Origin of the sequence: Saccharothrix sp. AJ9571, assembly GCF_021725495.1 — a bacterium.
Lineage (GTDB): Bacteria > Actinomycetota > Actinomycetes > Mycobacteriales > Pseudonocardiaceae > Amycolatopsis > Amycolatopsis magusensis.
This window is the reverse complement of record NZ_CP091382.1, coordinates 6,781,974-6,799,334: the sequence shown is the minus strand read 5'-3', so window position 1 is coordinate 6,799,334 and position 17,361 is coordinate 6,781,974. Positions and strand designations below refer to the sequence as shown.

Below are 17,361 nucleotides of genomic sequence, written 5' to 3'. Positions count from 1 at the left end.
GTCAGGGGCGGAAGTAGGCGCGGATGGTCGTGCCCCGCGCGCTGGTGTGGGTGCGCACCAGGTCGGCCAGATCGTTGACCAGGAGCAGGCCGCGGCCGGAGTGGCCCTCGGCGGGGCGGCGGCCGGCCAGCGGGTCGGTGAGCTGCCCGGGGTCACGGGCTTCGCAGACGACCTCGCCGTTCTCGCGCCAGAGCCGCAGTTCGCACGGCGCACCGGCGTGGCGGAGGCTGTTGGCCGCGAGTTCGGTGGCGACGAGTTCCAGGTCCGCGATCCGGGCCGGGGGCAGGCCGAGCGTCCGGGCCCGGTCCGCGATCCGCCGCCGGGCCGGGGACAGGTCCGCGGCGGCGGCCACGAGGTGGGCTCGCGCGTCCTCGGCGTGCCGGAGCGGTTCGTTGTAGCGGGCGACCACGTCGTCCGGGGCGTAGTCCGCGCTGGGGTAGCGCTGCTCGCCCTCCCACAGCAGCGGATGGGTCTGCCTGGCGTCGGCGAGCACGCTCGCCTCCAGCCCGGCCACGTCGTACGGGCAGACGATCGTGACGTCGCGCCCGGTGAACGCCGCGTTGATCAACGCTTCGTGCTGAGCGCAGGCCGGGTACTCGGTGGCGGAGCGGCCCGGCCAGATCGGCTCACCGATGATCCGGACGTGCCGGTCGCGGTGGCGGTCGGCGAAGCGGCGCAGCACCCCGGCGATGATCCGGCCCGGATTGCGCCCGGCCACGGTCATGTCGAGCATGTGCACCCGCTCGGCCGCGGGGCCCAGCGCGGCGGTGAGCAGCCGCACCTGGGGGCCGGGCACCGAAATGGCGACCGGCTGCCCGGCTTCCAGGCCGTCGGTGACGAACGGGAGCAGCCCGTCCAGGTACTCCGCGTCGGAGCGGTAGAACAACGCGGGGTGGACGAACGGTTCCGGCTTCGGGGACATCGTGGCGCTCACGCGTGGGCCATCCGGACATCGGTGAGCGCGAGCAGGGTGGCCAGCCGCGTCAGGCCGGGACGCGGAGCGTGCAGCACCAGGCCGGCGGCGCGGCGACGGGCGTGTTCGGCCAGTTGGAGCAGGCTGCGGTGGTCGATGAAGTCCAGGTCTCCCACGTCGAGGACCAGCTCTCCGCCGCGCAGTGGCAGTTCGGCGTGGCCGAGTGCGGTGCTCAGCAGCTCCTCGGTGGACAGGTCCAGCTCCCCCTTCAGGCTGGCGCTGAACGCCGCGCCGGGGGACGCGTGCAGCCGGAAACCGACGGTGCCCTGATTGGTGTTCGGGTGCAGGCAGGCGAGCTGCTCGACCACGTCCTCGCCCAGCTCACCCACGTCGTAGGCGCACATCGCCGAGAACGGGTGACCGGCCATGTACTGGTCGATGAGGTGCTCGTACCGGGCGAACGCGCTCAGCTGCGCCGGGGTGCGCACCAGCGGAGTGGCTTCGGCGGCGACCCGCAATCCGGTGAACCCGGCCGCGAGCGCCTCGTCGGTGGCCGTGGCGTAGGTCCGCACCTGGACGGCGGGCTCGACCGGGACGTCCGCCGAATAGACGTCGCCCAGTGAGACGACCTGCGCCGCCCCCCGCGCCAGCGCCTCGTCCATGCCGTCGAACTCGTGCAAGTCGGCGAGGAGGTCCTCGACCGAGGCGGACCCGACGTAGCGCACGCGTTGGCCCAGTTCGAGCCCCTCGGCCAGGAACTCCCCGACCCGGGGACGCAACTGCGCCGGTCCCTCGTACCGCCAGCACAAGTGGCCCTGCGGGCCCAGATCCCGCGCGTGTTCAACCCAGCCTGACGATCGCACCGCCCGAGGCTAGCTCGCACACGCGACGCGGACAACGAAGACCCCTCGAAACTTCCCCCAGCGGTGGCGCGGATCCGCCCGCTGTGGTGAGCTGAACGGGGTGTGCGTTCCCCCACCCGGGGTAATGGGCTGAGGCAGGTGACCGAGAACCATGTCGCAACGTGAGGGAGAAGTGCGCGCCGGAACTTGGCCGGAGTCCCGCCGGTGACCGTGCTGCACCGGGTCGTCTCAGCTTGTGCCGCCGAGGTCACCGCCCTGCGCCGCGCGATCACCTCGTGGGCACGCGCGCTCGGGCTGGACGACGACAAGGTGCAGGACCTCGCGCTGGCCGTGCACGAAGCGATGGCCAACGTGGTGGACCACGCCTACCGCGGCGACGACGGGCCGATGGAGGTCTGCGCCTGGCCGCACCAGGGCAGCGTGATCGTGGTGGTGTCCGACCACGGCACCTGGCGGACCCCGACCCCGCACGCCGAGGGCTACGCCACCCGGGGACGCGGGCTGAGGTTGATCAAGACCCTCGCCGACGAGGTCGCGGTCCAGGCAGGTGAGCGCGGCACCGCGCTGCGCATGACGTGGTCGCGGGTCGGTCTCCCGTAACAGGTCGCGCGAAGGCAGGTGGCGCTCGCCCGAATTCGTGGGGTTACCGCCCCGACGGCGGGGTAGCCGGTCCTGGCCGACGCGCCACACCGCGCCAGGCGTCCTCACGGCGTCGACGAACGGGACCGCACATGACTCAGACGAATTCGCGGCCGGTGCTCACCCCGGTCGCGCGACGCACACCCCGCCAGGCCGGCCCCAAAGGCAACATGCTGCTCCGGCTGCTCAAAACCACCGACCACAAACAGATCGGCATCCTCTACCTGGCGACCTCGTTCGCGTTCTTCCTCATCGGCGGACTCATGGCCCTGCTCATGCGCGGCGAACTCGCCGTCCCCGGCCTGCAGTTCCTCTCCAACGAACAATACAACCAGCTCTTCACCATGCACGGCACCGTGATGATGCTGCTCTACGCCACCCCCAACGTCTTCGGCTTCGCCAACTTCATCCTCCCCCTCCAGATCGGCTCACCCGACGTCGCCTTCCCCCGCCTCAACGCCTTCTCCTACTGGCTCTACCTCTTCGGCGCCCTCATCACCATCTCCGGCTTCCTCACCCCCGGCGGCGCCGCCGACTTCGGCTGGTTCGCCTACACCCCCCTGTCCACCGCCACCTACTCCCCCGGCGTCGGCGGCGACCTCTGGGTCACCGGACTCATCATCACCGGCCTCGGCACCATCCTCGGCGCCGTCAACATGATCACCACCGTCCTCTGCCTGCGCGCCCCCGGCATGACCATGTGGCGCATGCCCATCTTCACCTGGAACATCCTGTTCACCAGCATCCTCATCCTCGCCGCCTTCCCCGTCTTCACCGCCGCCCTCTTCGGCCTGCTCGCCGACCGCCACCTCGGCGCCCACGTCTTCGACCCCGCCACCGGCGGCTCCATCCTCTGGCAACACCTCTTCTGGTTCTTCGGCCACCCCGAGGTCTACATCGTCGCCCTGCCCTACTTCGGCATCATCACCGAAATCATCCCCGTCTTCAGCCGCAAACCCCTCTTCGGCTACAAACTCATGGTCTGGGCCACCGTCGCCATCACCGCACTCTCCTTCTCCGTCTGGGCCCACCACATGTTCGCCACCGGTGCCGTCCTACTCCCCTTCTTCTCCTTCCTCACCTTCCTCATCGCCGTCCCCACCGGCATCAAATTCTTCAACTGGATCGGCACCATGTGGCGCGGACAACTCACCTTCGAAACCCCCATGCTCTGGGCCGTCGGATTCATGATCACCTTCCTCTTCGGCGGCCTCACCGGCGTCCTACTCGGCGCACCCGCCATCGACTTCCACGTCCACGACACCTACTTCGTCGTCGCCCACTTCCACTACGTCCTCTTCGGCACCATCGTCTTCGCCACCTTCGCCGGCATCTACTACTGGTTCCCGAAGATGACCGGCCGCATGCTCGACGAGCCGCTGGGAAAGCTGCACTTCTGGCTCACCTTCCTCGGCTTCCACGGCACCTTCCTCATCCACCACTGGCTCGGCAGCGCCGGCATGCCCCGCCGCTACGCCGACTACCTGGCCACCGACCAATTCACCACCCTCCACCTGATTTCCACCGTCGCCTCCTTCGTCCTCGGGCTTTCGGTGCTGCCGTTCATCTACAACGTCATGCGCAGCTACCGCTACGGCGACCCCGCCGAAGTGGACGACCCCTGGGGCTACGGCAACTCCCTCGAATGGGCCACCACCTCACCACCCCCACGACACAACTTCCTCGACCTACCCCGCATCCGCTCCGAACGACCCGCGTTCGAACTGCACTACCCCCACATGATCCAGCGCATGCGCGACGAAGGACACCGCACACCACAAGGCCACCAACGCTCCGCCGACCCCGGTGAACTCGCCGCCGCCGCCACCCAACCCGACAACCAAGGCCCCAGCGAAGACCCCCGCGGCCGATAACCCTTCCCCACCGTCTACTTCGGACGAGGAGAGACGCCATGCGCTTCAACCGAGAACAACGGCGCCTGCGAGTCATCGAACGCGGACTGGAACAAAGCGATCCCACCCTCGCGCGGCGGATCGGTACCGGCCGGATCTCCTGGACCGCCCGCAACCACCCGTTCCTGGCCGCCGGACTGGACCTCCTCGGCACGATCTGCCTGGTCGCCGGCCTGCTGGTCAACATCCACTGGGCCGGAGCAGGCTGCTTCGCGTTGATGGCCGGCGCGTGTATGCACTGCACCCACCACAGCCGCGCCCAGGCCCGAACACGATCGGTCACCCCGGCACCACCGTCACGCCAGGCACAGCACCGCATGACGATTCCCGACGTCCTGATCGCACCACCGCGATCGGCGACCCGGCGGCGTGCCAGGCGTGCTCGCAGCAGGCCGTGACCGGGCGTCCGTCGTTTATCAAGCCGAGGACTGGGCACACCGACCCCCATGGAACGTCCGCGAGGTGTGGTCGACAGTTCGGTGTCCGTGCTGGCCGAGGGCTACAGCTGGCTGCCCGCCCGGCGGGCGCGGTCGGCGTCGGGGGTGGTGCACACCCGGGTGCTGGGACAGCGCGCGGTCGGGCTGTGCGGTCCCGAGGCCGCGCGCTTCTTCTACGACGAGGACCACGTACGCCGGCACACCGCGATCCCGTGGCCGGTGCAGAACACGCTGTTCGGCCGCCGTGCGGTGCACACGCTCGACGGTGACCGGCACCGGACCCGCAAAAGCATCTTCCTGGGTGTGGTGACGCCCACCAGCACGCGGGAGCTGGCCGAGGAAGTCGCGGCCGCGTGGGACAAGGCCGTCACCTCGTGGCGTCCGGGCGAGCCGGTGGTGCTGTTCGACGAGGCCGCCCGGATCATCACGCGGGCCGTGTGCCGATGGGCGGGCGTCCCGCTCACCGACGTGGACGTGCCCGTGGTGGCGCGGGACCTCGTGGCGATGGTGGACGGCTTCGCGACCCCGGGTCCCCGGCACTGGAAGGCACGGGCAGCTCGCGGCCGCCGGGAGGCGTGGCTCGGGCAGTTGGTGACCGAGGTCCGCGAGGGTGACACCGCCGCGGCCCCTGGTTCGGCCCTCGAAGCGGTCAGCCGTCACCGGGAGGTCGACGGCGAAGAGCTGTCGCCGCGACTGGCCGCGGTCGAGTTGCTCAACATCATCCGGCCGACGGTGGCGGTCTGCTGGTTCACCGCCTACGCCGGGCACGCCCTGCACCGCTGGCCCGAGCACCGGCAACGGCTGCGCGACGGGGACACCGCGTTCGCCGAAGCCTTCGCGCACGAACTGCGCCGCTTCTACCCGTTCGCCCCGTTCATCGGCGGCCGGGCGGTCCGGGACCTGACCTGGCGCGGCGAGCGCATCCCGAAGCACGCGCTGGTGCTGCTGGACCTGTGGGGCCACAACCACGACCGGCAACTGTGGACCGATCCCTACGTCTTCCGGCCGGAACGCTTCCTCGGCCGCCACGACATCGGCGCGTTCGAACTGGTCCCTCAGGGCGCGGGCGATCCGCACACCAACCACCGCTGCCCCGGCGAGCCCTTCACGGTGTCGATCCTGCAAACCCTGGCCATGCGCCTGGCCCAGCTCGACTACCGGGTGCCCGACCAGGACCTGACCATCTCGCTGCGGCGGGTCCCCGCCCGACCCAGGAGCGGGTTCGTCCTGGAACCCGCGAGCCGGTGAACCGCGGATGATCAGTCCGGTTAACCGTACGGCTGTAGCCGCTTCCACGCAGTGGATCGACGCCGAGGGAGTCCGTGAACCCGGCGGCGATGTGCACGCCTGGTTGCGTGGCACCAATCAGACCCTGTGCGGGATCCCGCTGCACAAGGCTCGCCTGGCGCGCTTCCCGCACGTGCTCTGGGTCGACGCGCTCTGGCTGGCGGACACCACCGAGGAGCGGATGTCACCGTGCCGCCGGTGCACCGCCGCCGCCGGCGGCCGCAGCGATCGGCAAAGGTGGACCAGAACCAATCCCCGGCCCTGAGCACTTGCCATGGGGATCACGCGCCCGGGGCGGGACGCCCCAGCGCCCGCTCGAACACGTTGCGGAGCAACCGTTGTACCACCGCATCGACCCGGATCGCCCCGTTGAACGTCAGCGACGACGCGCTGAAAACGAATCCGCCACCCGGCAGTTCCTTGCACACCATCGCCGCGCCGCCGCTGTCGGTCGGGTTCGTGCCCTGCGCCAAGACCTCCTCCGGCGACGCCTCACCGTCGAAGCCCTGCAGCGTATCGAATTCCCATGCGCTCGCCGCGCCGTTGCGGCCGCTCGCACCGAAGGTCTCACCGACGCCGAGGCCCGTCCCCGCGAGGAACGGGTGATCGCGCAGCACCCGGTACGGCGCGAACGTCATCCAGCCCTGGTGCTCGTAGTTCACCCCGAGCAGCTGCGACGCCGGAAGGTCGTAGTGGTCGAGGAAGAGATCGCGGCTCCCGTCCGCGGCGCGGAAGGTCAGCGTCGTGCCGTCGGCGTCGAATTCCGCGCGTTCGTAGAGCTGGTTGCCGCCGGTGCCGATCACGCTGCCGCCGGCCGCGAGGTAGCCGGCGAGGTGGGTGCGCATGGCCATCGACCAGTATTCCGGGTGCCCGCCCAGCACGATCGCGCTGTAAGCGGGAAGCCAGCCGCCGGTGTGCAGGTCGTGGTCGGTGTAGCAGTCGACGCCGATTTCCTCGGCGCTGAGCCAGCGCAACAGCTCCAGGTCGCTGTACAGATCGACGTCGTACTGCCCCTTCGACGCGATAAGCCAGTTGTAACTGGGCCGTAGGAAGGAAAGCACGCGCCGCACGCCGTGCTCGCCCACGGAGTACTGGTCGTGCCCACCCCAGCCGTTGTAGGAGTGGTAGGTGTTGCTCGGCAGCACCACGGCGATCCTCTGCACGGGCTCGGCCGGGCGGACCACGAACGGGATGTGCTGCACCCGGCCGAAGTCGCCGGTGAAGCGCGCGGCGTAGACGCCGGACGGCCAGTTCGCGGGTATCTCGGCGCCGTAACGCTCGTCCCAGCCGCACCCGGCCGACCGGTAGTCCGCGGCGAGCATCTGGAGCCCGCCGGTGACGGTGGTCGTCGCGGTGACCGGCTCGGGGCTGTCTCCCCCGGGCGTGACGCGCACGAGTTGGGCGCTGACCGAACTGAACGCGGTGGACAACGCGAAGGAGGCCCGTCCCCCGGCGGGAACGCTCTGCCGTCGCGGGTACCCCTGCAACCCGGCGCTGCGCTCGACGGTGAACCCGTGCCCGACGACGACGCCGGTCGCGTTGTTGATCCACTGTGGCCCGCCGTCGGCGTCGACGGTCTGGTGGTTGGTGAGCCGCAACTCGACGAGCGTCTCGTCGTAGCCGGGCACCGTCGCCAGGTCGATCCGGACGAAGTAGAGGCCGCCGTTCCCGCAGCCGGCGAACAGGTCCCGGCGGAACAGCTCGAACCAGTCGTTGTCCCCGATCTGGATGGGCTGCCCGTCGTTCGCCCAGCCGACGCCGTCCCGGTAGCGGGACCAGGTGAGCCCGCCGGTGCCGCTGACGGCGTAGACGACGTTCCCGACGTCCGACATCAGGTAGCGGGGGACGTTGAATCCTTCCCCCAGTGGCACCGGCGTTGCGAAGTTCCCGCCGTTCAGCCGTTGTGAGCGGTACAGGACGCCCTCCGCGTCGACACACCAGATGACGCCGCCGGGCCCGCCGAAGATCCGCGGGAAGGCGGTGAACCCGGTCCCGACGACGACGCCGGTGCCATTGTCGGTCCAGTAGCCCGCGCCGGTGTCCATGTCGGTGACGACGCGCTGGTGGGCGAGCACGGTCCCGTCGCCGCGCACGCCGTAGAGCACGCCACCGACATCCCCGAGCACGGTGACGAAGTCCTGCCACCCGGAGCCGATCGGCACACCGATCCCCTGGTTGGCCCAGTCGGAGGTCGCCGTGGCCCAGCCACGGTGCCGATACCAGTACAGCAGCCCGTCGGCCTGCACGCCGTAGATGATCCCGTCACCCCCGCCGACCAGCCGGCTCCACCGCTGGTGCGGATCGAAGGTCCCGGCCCCGGCGAGCGCACCCGCCGGTCGCGCCGGCGGCTCCGCCTCGATGATCGGAAGTGGTTCGCGGCCGCTGAGCATTCCCATAGCACACCTGGCTTCCGTGCATACCCCGCTCATCAAGGAACGGCACTGCACCTGCCGGAGTTACGAGATCGGGTGCCCATCACCCGATGAGCCCAGTACAGCGGTGGCTTACTTCGCTTGGCCGGCAACGGATTCCCGTCACCGCGGACGTCAAGACAAGGGCCGTGGCCGAGGCTCACTGCCGGTGGACGATCAGCTGCGGGGTTTCCGTCACTTCGATGGTGTCGTCAGCGCGTAGTGGTGCCGAAGTGCCGTCGAGTTGGCGTAGCTCTTCGGCGTGCGGGCCGACCCCGGTCAGAGCGGCGCCTGTGTCCGTCCAGCGAATGGTCAGCCGGCGATCGTCCTCGGTGGCGAACTCGCACTGCCAGACGTTGCCGGGCAGATTGATCGCCTGCCCGTGGCCGCAGGCACGGGTCGTGGTGCGGGCGAGCCAGCGTTGCAGTTCCTCCACGGCCAGTGCGGCTCGGGTCGGTGGTCCGCCGACGGCCTGCATCACGATGGGCAGGTGGTTTCCTCCCCAATTGTAGAAGTAGGTGCGCTCGAGGCTGAGGTTGGTGCCGTAGATCGCGACGAGGTAGAAACGGACCGCGTAATCGACGGAGCGTTGTTCACCCAGCGGTTCCTCGGTCGGCAGATCATAGGTCGTTCCGGTGTTCCACAGCGGTGGGTGGACCCCGGCCACGTGCAAGGCGTCGTCGATCCAGCTGAGCAGGGAAATCATTGTTTCCGGCGGGTCCGCCGCCCGGCGCTGGTGCAATTTGATGCCCGCGACATCGCAGTGGTCGTACCCACCGAGTTCGGCGAAGCGGCGCAACACCGCTTGTCCTTCCTCCGTCCACAGTCTGCCCATCGACGGGCAGACGAGAATCGCTCCCGGATCGACGGACTTGATGATCCGCTGAGCTCTGCGAGTCATGTCGACGAGCGTCTCGGTCGGACCGGAGTAGAACCGCGGCTCGTTGGCGAACACCCAGAGTTCGTAGGCTTCGAGACGCCCCCGGTACCGGGTGACCAAGGAGTCGAGGAACTGCTCCCAATGGGTGAGGTCGTCCGGCGGTGAGCTGCGGGAACCGTCGTCATAGGGCGCTTTCGCACCGTGGGGAGCGGCCCACGCCGGCGTCCCGCCCAGTACCAGCAGGGCCGGGAGGTCGGCGCGTTGGGCACCTTCCACCAACCTGTCCAGGGTGCTCCAGTCGTATTCGTGCGGCCGCGGCTGGATATTCGCCCACCGGGTACGACTGTCCCAGAACCGCAGGCTGCCCACGCGGAACCCCGGCATCGTACCGCTGGAAGAGGCCGCCGTCATCCCGAACAAAGCCGGTTTCACCGCACGTTCCCGCTGCCAGGCAGGGCCCTCGACCTGCTGGACCACCGGCGCCGATACGGGTTCGGGGGCGCTGGCCGCGCTCAGGAGCAACAGCGTGATGCCCAGCAACGCCGTGGTGGCGCGTGAGGCAACCCGCTGCCGCCGACGGGTCGCCGGGGGCCCAGGTGGGACGTCCGCGGGGGTCGGTGCCGGTTGCTCGGCGGCCGGGTCCTGCGCACGACGCCAGCACCGCAGCAGCTCGGTGAGGTCCTCGTCCGTGGCGTGGCAGGCCGTCGCGATCCGGATGGCCGTCCGGTAGTCAGCGGGCGTGGTTTTGCCGGTGCAGTACCGGTGGAGCGTGGAGCCGCTCGTGTGCGTCCGCCTGCCCAGTTCCGCGTAACTCATCCCGCTGCGGGTCTTGAGAGCCGACAGCAGATCCGCCAGTTCCCCCGCTTCACCCGGCCCGGACATCGCCGTCCCCCGTTCCCGGGGCGTCCCACGACGGAGAAGAAATGCCTGCTCAACCACAGTTCGAGCATGCCGGGACGGCAGCCGCTTGCCGGGCCCGCTCTTCACACCGCATGGTTGCCCCGTCTCCCCCATCACTCCGGCGGCCATTGTCCAAGGCGCTGATGACCACGTCCAGCACCCGGCCAGGTGAGCGGTTCGGTCCGCTGGGGAGGCAGCGTCCTGCCAGGAATTCAGATGACACAACAACAATCGGTCCGGTCGACGCCGGGCTACCGGAAAGAGGAGTTCCATGGTCGAACACGCCGCCAAACTCGGGCTGGCCGCGGCGTTCCTCGCGGCCGTCACGGCCACGTCCGGGGCTTCAGCGGCAGCCACACCTCGAAACGTTCCGTGTGGTCTCTTCGAGTCGGGGGCGCAACTGTACTTCCACCACTGCGGCACCACCACCGTCGTGCTCTCGGTCGACCGGACCCCGCCTTCTCCGGACAGCAGGCTTTGTGTGCAACCGGGTGCGGTGGTCGAGCTGGGGAACAGGGATGACGTCGTGCGTGTCGCCTATCTGGGAACCGACTGCGCTTCGGCGGGGCGGCGACCGTGAGCGCATCGCTTCGCTTTCAAGGGGGGACGCTTTCAAGGGGGGACAAGGTCATGAAGGTCTTCAAGTTGACGGCCGCGCTGCTGCTGACCGCCGGGCTCGTGCCGCTCGGCGCGACAACCGCGTCGGCCACGGACGGTTGCGTGACCACCAAGGTCACCTACGAACCAGGCGGGTGGGTACAGCGGGTCACGGTCGCGAACACCTGCAGTTATTCATTGTTCAACGTCGACAGCCACGTCTTCAACGGCAGCTTCGACAAGCGCAGTCCCGGGGTTGCCGAGCTCAAGCCGAATCACTTCTTCAATTTCCCCTACAAGTTCAGGATCGACGGCGCGACCTGCGGCGAGATCTGGACGCCACCGAGCAAGCTCTGGGGGCGCGACTGTCACTGAAAGGGTCAGACGGTGATCGACAGAGGAGGACAAGGATGAGATCGGCCAGGACAAGAACAGGCGCCGCCTTCGCCGGGGCGGTCGCCTTGACGATCAGCGTGGCAGCGCCCGTGAGCGCCGGACCGCTGCCCGCGAGCGCCTCGGTGCTGACCTGCGGTTATCACGAGACGGTCGAGGAGAGTTTCTACAACCACTGCACCAATGACGGCTCCAGTGTCTGGATCCGTGTCGAAATGCACCACGGGATCAAGGGCAAGGACGTTTGCGCTCACCCCGGCGACAACCGGCTCGGCTACACCGCATGGGTGGCGTTCGCCTGGTACAAGGGGGCGCTGTGCTGACGCCCGGGAAGCGCTCACTCATCGGGACGGCCGCCGCGGTCTTCGCCGTTCTCGCGATCGGCGTGGCCGGACCGGCAGAGGCCCAGGCCGAGCAATGCGGCTTCTGGGAGGGTGGGCCGTCCGCGTTCTACACCCATTGCACCTCAGACGGCTCGCACATCCAGATACGCGTCGAGCGGGAAAACGGCCTGCCCGGGTACTACGACTGCGCCTACCCGAACCGCAATTACCTGGGCTTCGCCTCACAGATCAAGTTCGCCTGGTACACCGGCCGGGCATGCCCCTCAGTCGTGTCCTCGTAGCGGCTGACACCCGGCCGGTGTCAGGGGTGGTGTCAGTGCGGTGGCCGCTGGGTGTCAGGGCGGTTGGCGATCGTTGCCGCAACGATCAGTCCAGCTCTTACGCCTGAGCCCGACACCAGGGATGGAAACCGTGAACACGACAGCGAGCACCACGAGCAAGAGCGCCCGGATACCGAAGGGTTTCCGGCGAACGGTGGTCACGGTGCTGGCGGCCACCCTGCTGGCCGCGCCCACACCGGCCACGGCGGACAGCACTCCCCCGCCGCGGGCCGCCGCCGGACCGGATCGCCCGGAACTGCGCGACGCCATGCAGGCGTTCATCGATCTCGGTGTCACCGGGGTGCAGCTGCGAGTGCACGACGAACGGGGCGAGTGGGCCGGCAGCTCCGGGCGGCGCGAGCTGGGCAAGGCCGCGAAGCCGTCGACGGACGGGCGATTCCGGGTGGGTAGCGTCACCAAGACCTTCACCGCGACCCTGGTGCTGCAACTGGTGGCCGAAGGCAAGGTCGGGCTGGACTCGCCCGCCGCCGACTACCTGCCCGAGTTCGGGCTGGACCGGCGCATCACGGTGCGGATGCTGCTGCAGCACACCAGCGGGGTGTTCAACCACACCGGCCAGTACTACCCGGACGGGACCTACCTGCCCGGGGTCACCTGGTCGGGCAAGCAGTGGGTGGACGACCGGTTCCGCACCCACCGGCCGGAAGACCTGGTGCGGCTGGCGCTGTCCAAGCCGGCACCGTTCGAGCCGGGAACGGCCTGGGACTACTCGAACACCAACTACGTGCTGGCCAGGTTCCTGATCGAGAAGGTGACCGGTCGCTCCTACGTCGAGGAGACGCAGCGGCGGATCCTGCAGCCACTGGGGATGCGGAGCACCACGATGCCGGGCACCTCTCCGGAGATCCCCGGGCCGCACGCCCACGCCTACTACCGTTACGAGGACGCCGGTCAGCCGAAGACGGTCGACGTCACCCGCCAGAACCCCTCCTGGGTGTCGGCCGGCGGTGACATGATCTCCACTACCCGGGATCTGCACACCTTCTTCGCCGCGCTGCAGGGCGGCAGGCTGCTACCGGCCCCGCTGCTGGCCGAGATGCGCGAGCCGGACCCCACGGTCGGCTACGGCCTGGGTGTGTTCGTGCAGGACGGCACCACACCGTCCCCCTTCCCCCCGCCGAGCTGCGGCGTCACCGTGCTCACCCACAACGGCAGCGTGCAGGGGTACGCGACGCTGATGTACAGCACGCCCGACGGCAGCAAGACCCTGACCGGTTCGCTGAACTACGTCGACGACGCCGCGCAGTCCATGGCGGGCCCCTTCCGGACAGGACTGCAAAAGCTCGTCGACGTGGTGTTCTGCGACGAGCGGACCGCGGACTGACAAGTCCCGGCAAGCCGGAGTCAGTGCGCGGTCCATATCGAGAGCACCGGGTTCTCGCGCACCTCGTCCCAGTCACCGAGGATCGCTCCGGCCGGGGTGTGGAGCGTGTTCCCGGTGCCCAGCGCGTCGTTGGTGCTGGCCGCGGTGGACGGCCTGCGCCGGGTGCGCGGAGACCACCTGCGGCGCCTGGCCCCGCTCTGCGCCACGGTCGCCGGGGTGTGCACGCTGATCCTGCTGCCGCCGCAGGTGAGCGGAGCGGGGCCGGAACCCCGAGCAGCGGCAGGAGTTCACCGGTACTGGCGCGGATTCCCGACGGGGCCACGGTTTCCGCGACCAACGGGCTGGCCCCGCACCTCACCTCGCGCTGCCGGGTGCTGTTGTTCCCCAGCCAGCCCGACGAGGTCGTGCGGCCGGAATGGATCGTGGCGGAACTGCCGCCCGCTTCCTGGCCCGCCGATCCGGCTGTCCAACTGGACCGCCTCACGGAACTGTCCGCCACGACCTACACCACCGTGGTGCGCACCGGCGGAATCCTCCTGCTTCACCGGATCTGAAGCTGTCGTAGCCGGAGCACGAGGCGGACCAGGAGCGGAAAGCCGGGGCCAGTACGACGACGTACCGGCCCAGGGCTCGCAGGGTCCGGCTACAGGACGACGGGCTTGCCGCCGAGGGTCACCGCGAGGCGGCCGTCCGCGCCGAAGGACCAGCCCAGCGCACCGCTGTAGGAAGCACACCGGGACCCGTTCGACCCCGTCCAGAACTGGTTCGAACTGTCGGTGCTGCCCACCACCTTGTCGTTCGTCCCGCTGCCGCTGCGGCACGAGGTGTTGTCCCGGAACACGGTCGAACCGGTTTCGAAGGTGAAGTTGCGCTCGTCGTTGTCGACGCTGAGGTTGTTCGACACCGTCATCGGCCCCGGGTTGCGGTTGTAGGTGAACCCGTGCTTGCCGTTGTCGAAGGCGATGCTGCGCCGGACCGTGTGGCTGACCGCGATGTCCTCGCCACCGAGCTTGAACCCGTTGCGGTCGCCGTTCCCGGCCTGGCCGCCGTTGCTGAGCGTGCCGTTCTTGTAGGCGAGGGAGTCCTCGATGGTCACCGCGCCGATGGCACCGGTGTCGGACTTGGTGTAGAGGTCCCAGCCGTCGTCGATGTTGTTGTGCGCCACGGCGTAGCGGAAGACGTTGCCCGGGCCGGAGGTGAGCTTCGCGGCGAAACCGTCGGCGTCCTCGCCGTCGGAATCGGCGTTGTCGTGCGATTCCGCGCTCAGCACGAGGTTGTTGGCCGGCCACTGGGCCTTCGGGGTGTCCGAGGTCATCCGCGAGAGCTGGAGCCCGGTGTCCCGGTTGAACCGCGTCACCGTGCGCTCGAAGGTGTTGTTGCTGCCACCGACGAAGATGCCGTTGTCACCGGCGCGTTCCACGGTGACGCCGTAGACGTGCCAGTACGAGCCGTTCACGGCCAGACCGCGGTTGGCGGGGTCCTCGCTCTGCGCGGAGAAGTTCAGCACCGGCTTCTCGGCCTGGTAGGCGGCCAGCTTCTTGGGCGCGCCCGAGCTACCGCTGTTGCCCGGCGGGATGGTGACCGTCTGCGAGAAGTTGTAGGTCCCGCCGCGCAGGTGGATCGTTCCGCCCGCGGTGACCCGGGTGAGGGCCGAAGTGAGCGTCGTCGGGTCCCCGATCGTCCCGGTCGCGCCGTCCTGGCCGGTCGGCGAGACGTACAACGCGTCGGCGGGCTGCGGATCGGTGCCGCTGGTGGTGACGTCGGCGTAGTCGATGTTGGGCAGGCCGCCCGAGGTGGTCGGGTCGAGCCGGATGGTGCTGGCGCCCGCCGGGAGCGCGACCGTCAGGGTCTTGGTCACCCAGGTCGACCACGCGCCGGTCGGCTCGAACGACACCGACTGCACCCTCGTGCCGTTGACCAGGAGGTCGGCGGCACGACCGGCCGTGGTGCCGTTGGCGAACCGGACGGCGACCGTCGCGGTGCCCGCACTCGGCGCCGAAGCGGCGAACTGGACGTAGGCGCCGGTCGCGTTGGTGGCGTTGCAGAACCCGGAACCGGAGTAGCCGGGCCAGTCGGTGTCGACCGTTCCGGTGCAGACGGTGGGCGCGGACTCGGCCTCGTGGTGCGTGGTCGCGGCGCTCGCCGTGGCGAGTGGCAGCACCAGTGCGGCACCCACCGCCATGGCGGCGCCCGCCGCGAGCAGTGTCAACCTCATCGTGGACCTCCTGCGTTGATCAAGGGACCGGCGGCGGCGGGTACCGGTCAAGGAAACGTCCCAAAAACAACTGAGCTTTCCCCGACAATTCCAGAACATTAACCCAGCCCCCTTTCGGCACGCAATGCCGACCACCATCCGTGACCATTCACCGTCATGAACAAAGGAGCGAGCGCGCCACGCAGACTAGCGAACCCCGTGTGGACAATCAGGTACTACGCGTGGACTTTTCTGCAGTGATCACCCGGCGGTACAGCCCGCCACCCGCCTCTCACCTGCGGAATCACGATCACCGGCACCGCCGGACGCTTGACCCGGCAGCGTCGGCCGTCCTAGGATCACCTTTTCCAGAAAGCGCTTTCCGTGCCCCCTGTCGAATCAGCGAAATCGACCCAACGGAGACGTATCATGCGCATGAGACCCATGATTGCGTGCGTCAGCCTGTTCGCCGGCGCACTGGTGGCGGTGGCCTCCTCCGCCGCACAGGCCGCGCCAACGCGGTACGAGGCGGAAAACACGCCGACGGTCTGTTCCGGCTCCATCGATTCCAATTGGTCGGGTTACTCCAGCAGTGGCTTCTGCAACGGCACCAACTCCACCAGCGGCTACCTCCAGTTCACCGTGAACGCGGCGGCTTCGGGCACGGCGACGCTGGGGGTGCGGTTCGCCAACGGGACCACCACGGCCCGGCCCGCCAACCTGGTCGTGAACGGGTCCACCGTGCAGACGCCGTCGTTCGAGGGCACCGGAGCGTGGGCGACCTGGACGACCAAAACGCTGAGCGTGCCGGTGAACGCGGGCAGCAACACCATCCGGCTGAACCCGAGCACCGTCGGCGGCCTGCCCAACATCGACTACCTCGACGTCGAAACGGGCGACACGCCTCAGCCGCCGGGCGGGATCGTCGGCTGGGCCACACAGGCCGGTGGCACCACCGGGGGCGCGGGCGGTGCCACGGTCACCGTGAGCAGCTTCGCCGATTTCCGGACCCAGGCGCAGGCCGCCGGCGCCAGGACCATCCTGGTCAACGGCATGCTCAGCGGCTCGGGCACCGTCGAGATCAGCGCCGACAAGACGATCCGGGGCGTCGGGGCCGGCTCCGGTGTCTCCGGGACCACGCTCAACATCGAGGACATGCGGCCCGCCAACGTGATCATCCAGAACATGAACATCCGCGGCGTCCCCGGCAACGACGCGATCCAGATCGAGAACGCCACGCACATCTGGATCGATCACAACACCATGTCCAGCACCATCGAGAACGACCCCGACTTCTACGACGGCATGCTGGACATCACCCACGCCGCCGACTACATCACCGTGTCCTGGAACGTCGTCCGCGATCACTGGAAGACCTCGCTGGTCGGCCACTCCGACGGCAACGCCAGTGAGGACCGCGGCCACCTGCGGGTGACCTACCACCACAACTGGTTCGACCGGACCTTCGAGCGCAGTCCGCGGGTGCGCTTCGGCGAGACGGTCCACGTGTTCAACAACTACTACTCCAATGTGGACAACAACGCCGACTCCTACGCCATCGCGTCGCTGATGGACGCCGGACTGCTCGTGGAAGGCAACGTCTTCGAGAACGTGCAGCAGGCGTGCTGGTCAGCGAGCGGGTACGCGGAGTCCGACCCCGGACGGCTGGTGGCGCGCGACAACCTGCTCACCGACTCCGGCCCGTGCGAAACCGGCGGCACCGTGGCCCCGATTCCGTACGGCTACACCGCCGACAACGCGACGACGGTCAAGTCGTCCGTCACCACGGGTGCGGGCGCGGGCAAGCTCTGATCCGTGCTGTGAGTGGCGATCCGGGGTCAACCCGGATCGCCACTCACGAAGGCTGCGCCGTTGACGCGGACGATCTGGCACGTAGTGTCGGGTCATGCCGATCACGTCGGTGC

Annotated in this window: 18 protein-coding genes; 12 read left to right on the top strand and 6 right to left on the bottom strand. The window is 68.9% G+C overall.

Going from position 1 to position 17,361, the window contains the following annotated elements; translation table 11 throughout:
• Window position 1: 1 nt before the first annotated feature.
• Window positions 2-922, bottom strand: a complete 921-nt coding sequence (locus tag L3Q67_RS31535) for a sensor histidine kinase family protein (protein ID WP_499191685.1) — start codon at window positions 920-922, stop codon at window positions 2-4.
• An 8-nt stretch (window positions 923-930) separates the two neighbouring features.
• The gene (locus L3Q67_RS31530) at window positions 931-1,776 is read right to left on the bottom strand and encodes an MEDS domain-containing protein (RefSeq protein ID WP_499185072.1); all 846 of its coding nucleotides are present in this window, start codon (window positions 1,774-1,776) and stop codon (window positions 931-933) included.
• A 204-nt stretch (window positions 1,777-1,980) separates the two neighbouring features.
• On the opposite strand from L3Q67_RS31530, the gene L3Q67_RS31525 reads away from it, so the two are divergent.
• The 5 genes from L3Q67_RS31525 (at window position 1,981) to L3Q67_RS31505 (ending at window position 6,317) form a co-directional block, all read left to right on the top strand.
• Window positions 1,981-2,376 (top strand): ATP-binding protein, encoded by a 396-nt coding sequence (locus tag L3Q67_RS31525; protein ID WP_499185071.1) that lies wholly within the window; start codon window positions 1,981-1,983, stop codon window positions 2,374-2,376.
• 131 nt (window positions 2,377-2,507) lie between these two features.
• The gene (gene ctaD / locus L3Q67_RS31520) at window positions 2,508-4,289 is read left to right on the top strand and encodes a cytochrome c oxidase subunit I (RefSeq protein ID WP_499185070.1); all 1,782 of its coding nucleotides are present in this window, start codon (window positions 2,508-2,510) and stop codon (window positions 4,287-4,289) included.
• Window positions 4,290-4,327: 38 nt separating this feature from the next.
• Entirely contained in the window at window positions 4,328-4,726 is a 399-nt protein-coding gene (locus tag L3Q67_RS31515; protein WP_499185069.1) for a DUF3040 domain-containing protein, read from the top strand.
• 48 nt (window positions 4,727-4,774) lie between these two features.
• Window positions 4,775-6,013, top strand: a complete 1,239-nt coding sequence (locus L3Q67_RS31510; protein ID WP_499185068.1) for a cytochrome P450 family protein — start codon at window positions 4,775-4,777, stop codon at window positions 6,011-6,013.
• A gap of 7 nt (window positions 6,014-6,020) precedes the next feature.
• On the top strand, window positions 6,021-6,317 hold the full coding sequence (locus tag L3Q67_RS31505; RefSeq protein ID WP_499185067.1) for a hypothetical protein: 297 nt from the start codon (window positions 6,021-6,023) through the stop codon (window positions 6,315-6,317).
• 16 nt (window positions 6,318-6,333) lie between these two features.
• Here L3Q67_RS31505 and L3Q67_RS31500 read toward each other — a convergent pair whose 3' ends face one another.
• A complete protein-coding gene (locus tag L3Q67_RS31500; RefSeq protein WP_499185066.1) occupies window positions 6,334-8,448 on the bottom strand; it encodes a N,N-dimethylformamidase beta subunit family domain-containing protein in 2,115 nt (704 codons plus the stop codon).
• A gap of 175 nt (window positions 8,449-8,623) precedes the next feature.
• The gene (locus tag L3Q67_RS31495; RefSeq protein WP_499185065.1) at window positions 8,624-10,225 is read right to left on the bottom strand and encodes a helix-turn-helix domain-containing protein; all 1,602 of its coding nucleotides are present in this window, start codon (window positions 10,223-10,225) and stop codon (window positions 8,624-8,626) included.
• 289 nt (window positions 10,226-10,514) lie between these two features.
• Between L3Q67_RS31495 and L3Q67_RS31490 the strand changes: the two genes are divergently transcribed.
• The 5 genes from L3Q67_RS31490 to L3Q67_RS31470 all read left to right on the top strand — a co-directional run bounded on the left by L3Q67_RS31490 (window position 10,515) and on the right by L3Q67_RS31470 (window position 13,242).
• Entirely contained in the window at window positions 10,515-10,823 is a 309-nt protein-coding gene (locus L3Q67_RS31490) for a DUF6355 family natural product biosynthesis protein (RefSeq protein WP_499185064.1), read from the top strand.
• Between the two features lie 50 nt (window positions 10,824-10,873).
• Window positions 10,874-11,215, top strand: a complete 342-nt coding sequence (locus L3Q67_RS31485; protein WP_499185063.1) for a hypothetical protein — start codon at window positions 10,874-10,876, stop codon at window positions 11,213-11,215.
• 35 nt (window positions 11,216-11,250) lie between these two features.
• Window positions 11,251-11,556 carry a DUF6355 family natural product biosynthesis protein gene (locus L3Q67_RS31480; protein WP_499185062.1) on the top strand — a complete coding sequence of 102 codons (306 nt, stop codon included), beginning with the start codon at window positions 11,251-11,253 and terminating at the stop codon, window positions 11,554-11,556.
• Window positions 11,550-11,858, top strand: a complete 309-nt coding sequence (locus tag L3Q67_RS31475) for a DUF6355 family natural product biosynthesis protein (protein WP_499185061.1) — start codon at window positions 11,550-11,552, stop codon at window positions 11,856-11,858. The genes L3Q67_RS31480 and L3Q67_RS31475 overlap by 7 nt, the downstream gene beginning before the upstream one ends.
• A 130-nt stretch (window positions 11,859-11,988) precedes the next feature.
• Window positions 11,989-13,242: a serine hydrolase domain-containing protein gene (locus L3Q67_RS31470; protein WP_499185060.1), complete on the top strand. Its 1,254-nt coding sequence runs from the start codon at window positions 11,989-11,991 to the stop codon at window positions 13,240-13,242.
• Window positions 13,243-13,262: 20 nt separating this feature from the next.
• Here L3Q67_RS31470 and L3Q67_RS31465 read toward each other — a convergent pair whose 3' ends face one another.
• Entirely contained in the window at window positions 13,263-13,466 is a 204-nt protein-coding gene (locus L3Q67_RS31465; protein WP_499185059.1) for a hypothetical protein, read from the bottom strand.
• Here L3Q67_RS31465 and L3Q67_RS31460 point away from each other — a divergent pair.
• A complete protein-coding gene (locus tag L3Q67_RS31460; RefSeq protein WP_499185058.1) occupies window positions 13,461-13,796 on the top strand; it encodes a DUF2079 domain-containing protein in 336 nt (111 codons plus the stop codon). The two genes, L3Q67_RS31465 and L3Q67_RS31460, sit on opposite strands and share 6 nt — an antisense overlap.
• A gap of 89 nt (window positions 13,797-13,885) precedes the next feature.
• Here the strand turns inward: L3Q67_RS31460 and L3Q67_RS31455 are convergent, their stop codons facing one another.
• Entirely contained in the window at window positions 13,886-15,457 is a 1,572-nt protein-coding gene (locus L3Q67_RS31455) for a carbohydrate-binding protein (protein WP_499185057.1), read from the bottom strand.
• 414 nt (window positions 15,458-15,871) lie between these two features.
• On the opposite strand from L3Q67_RS31455, the gene L3Q67_RS31450 reads away from it, so the two are divergent.
• On the top strand, window positions 15,872-17,248 hold the full coding sequence (locus L3Q67_RS31450; RefSeq protein ID WP_499185056.1) for a pectate lyase family protein: 1,377 nt from the start codon (window positions 15,872-15,874) through the stop codon (window positions 17,246-17,248).
• Window positions 17,249-17,361 lie beyond the last annotated feature (113 nt).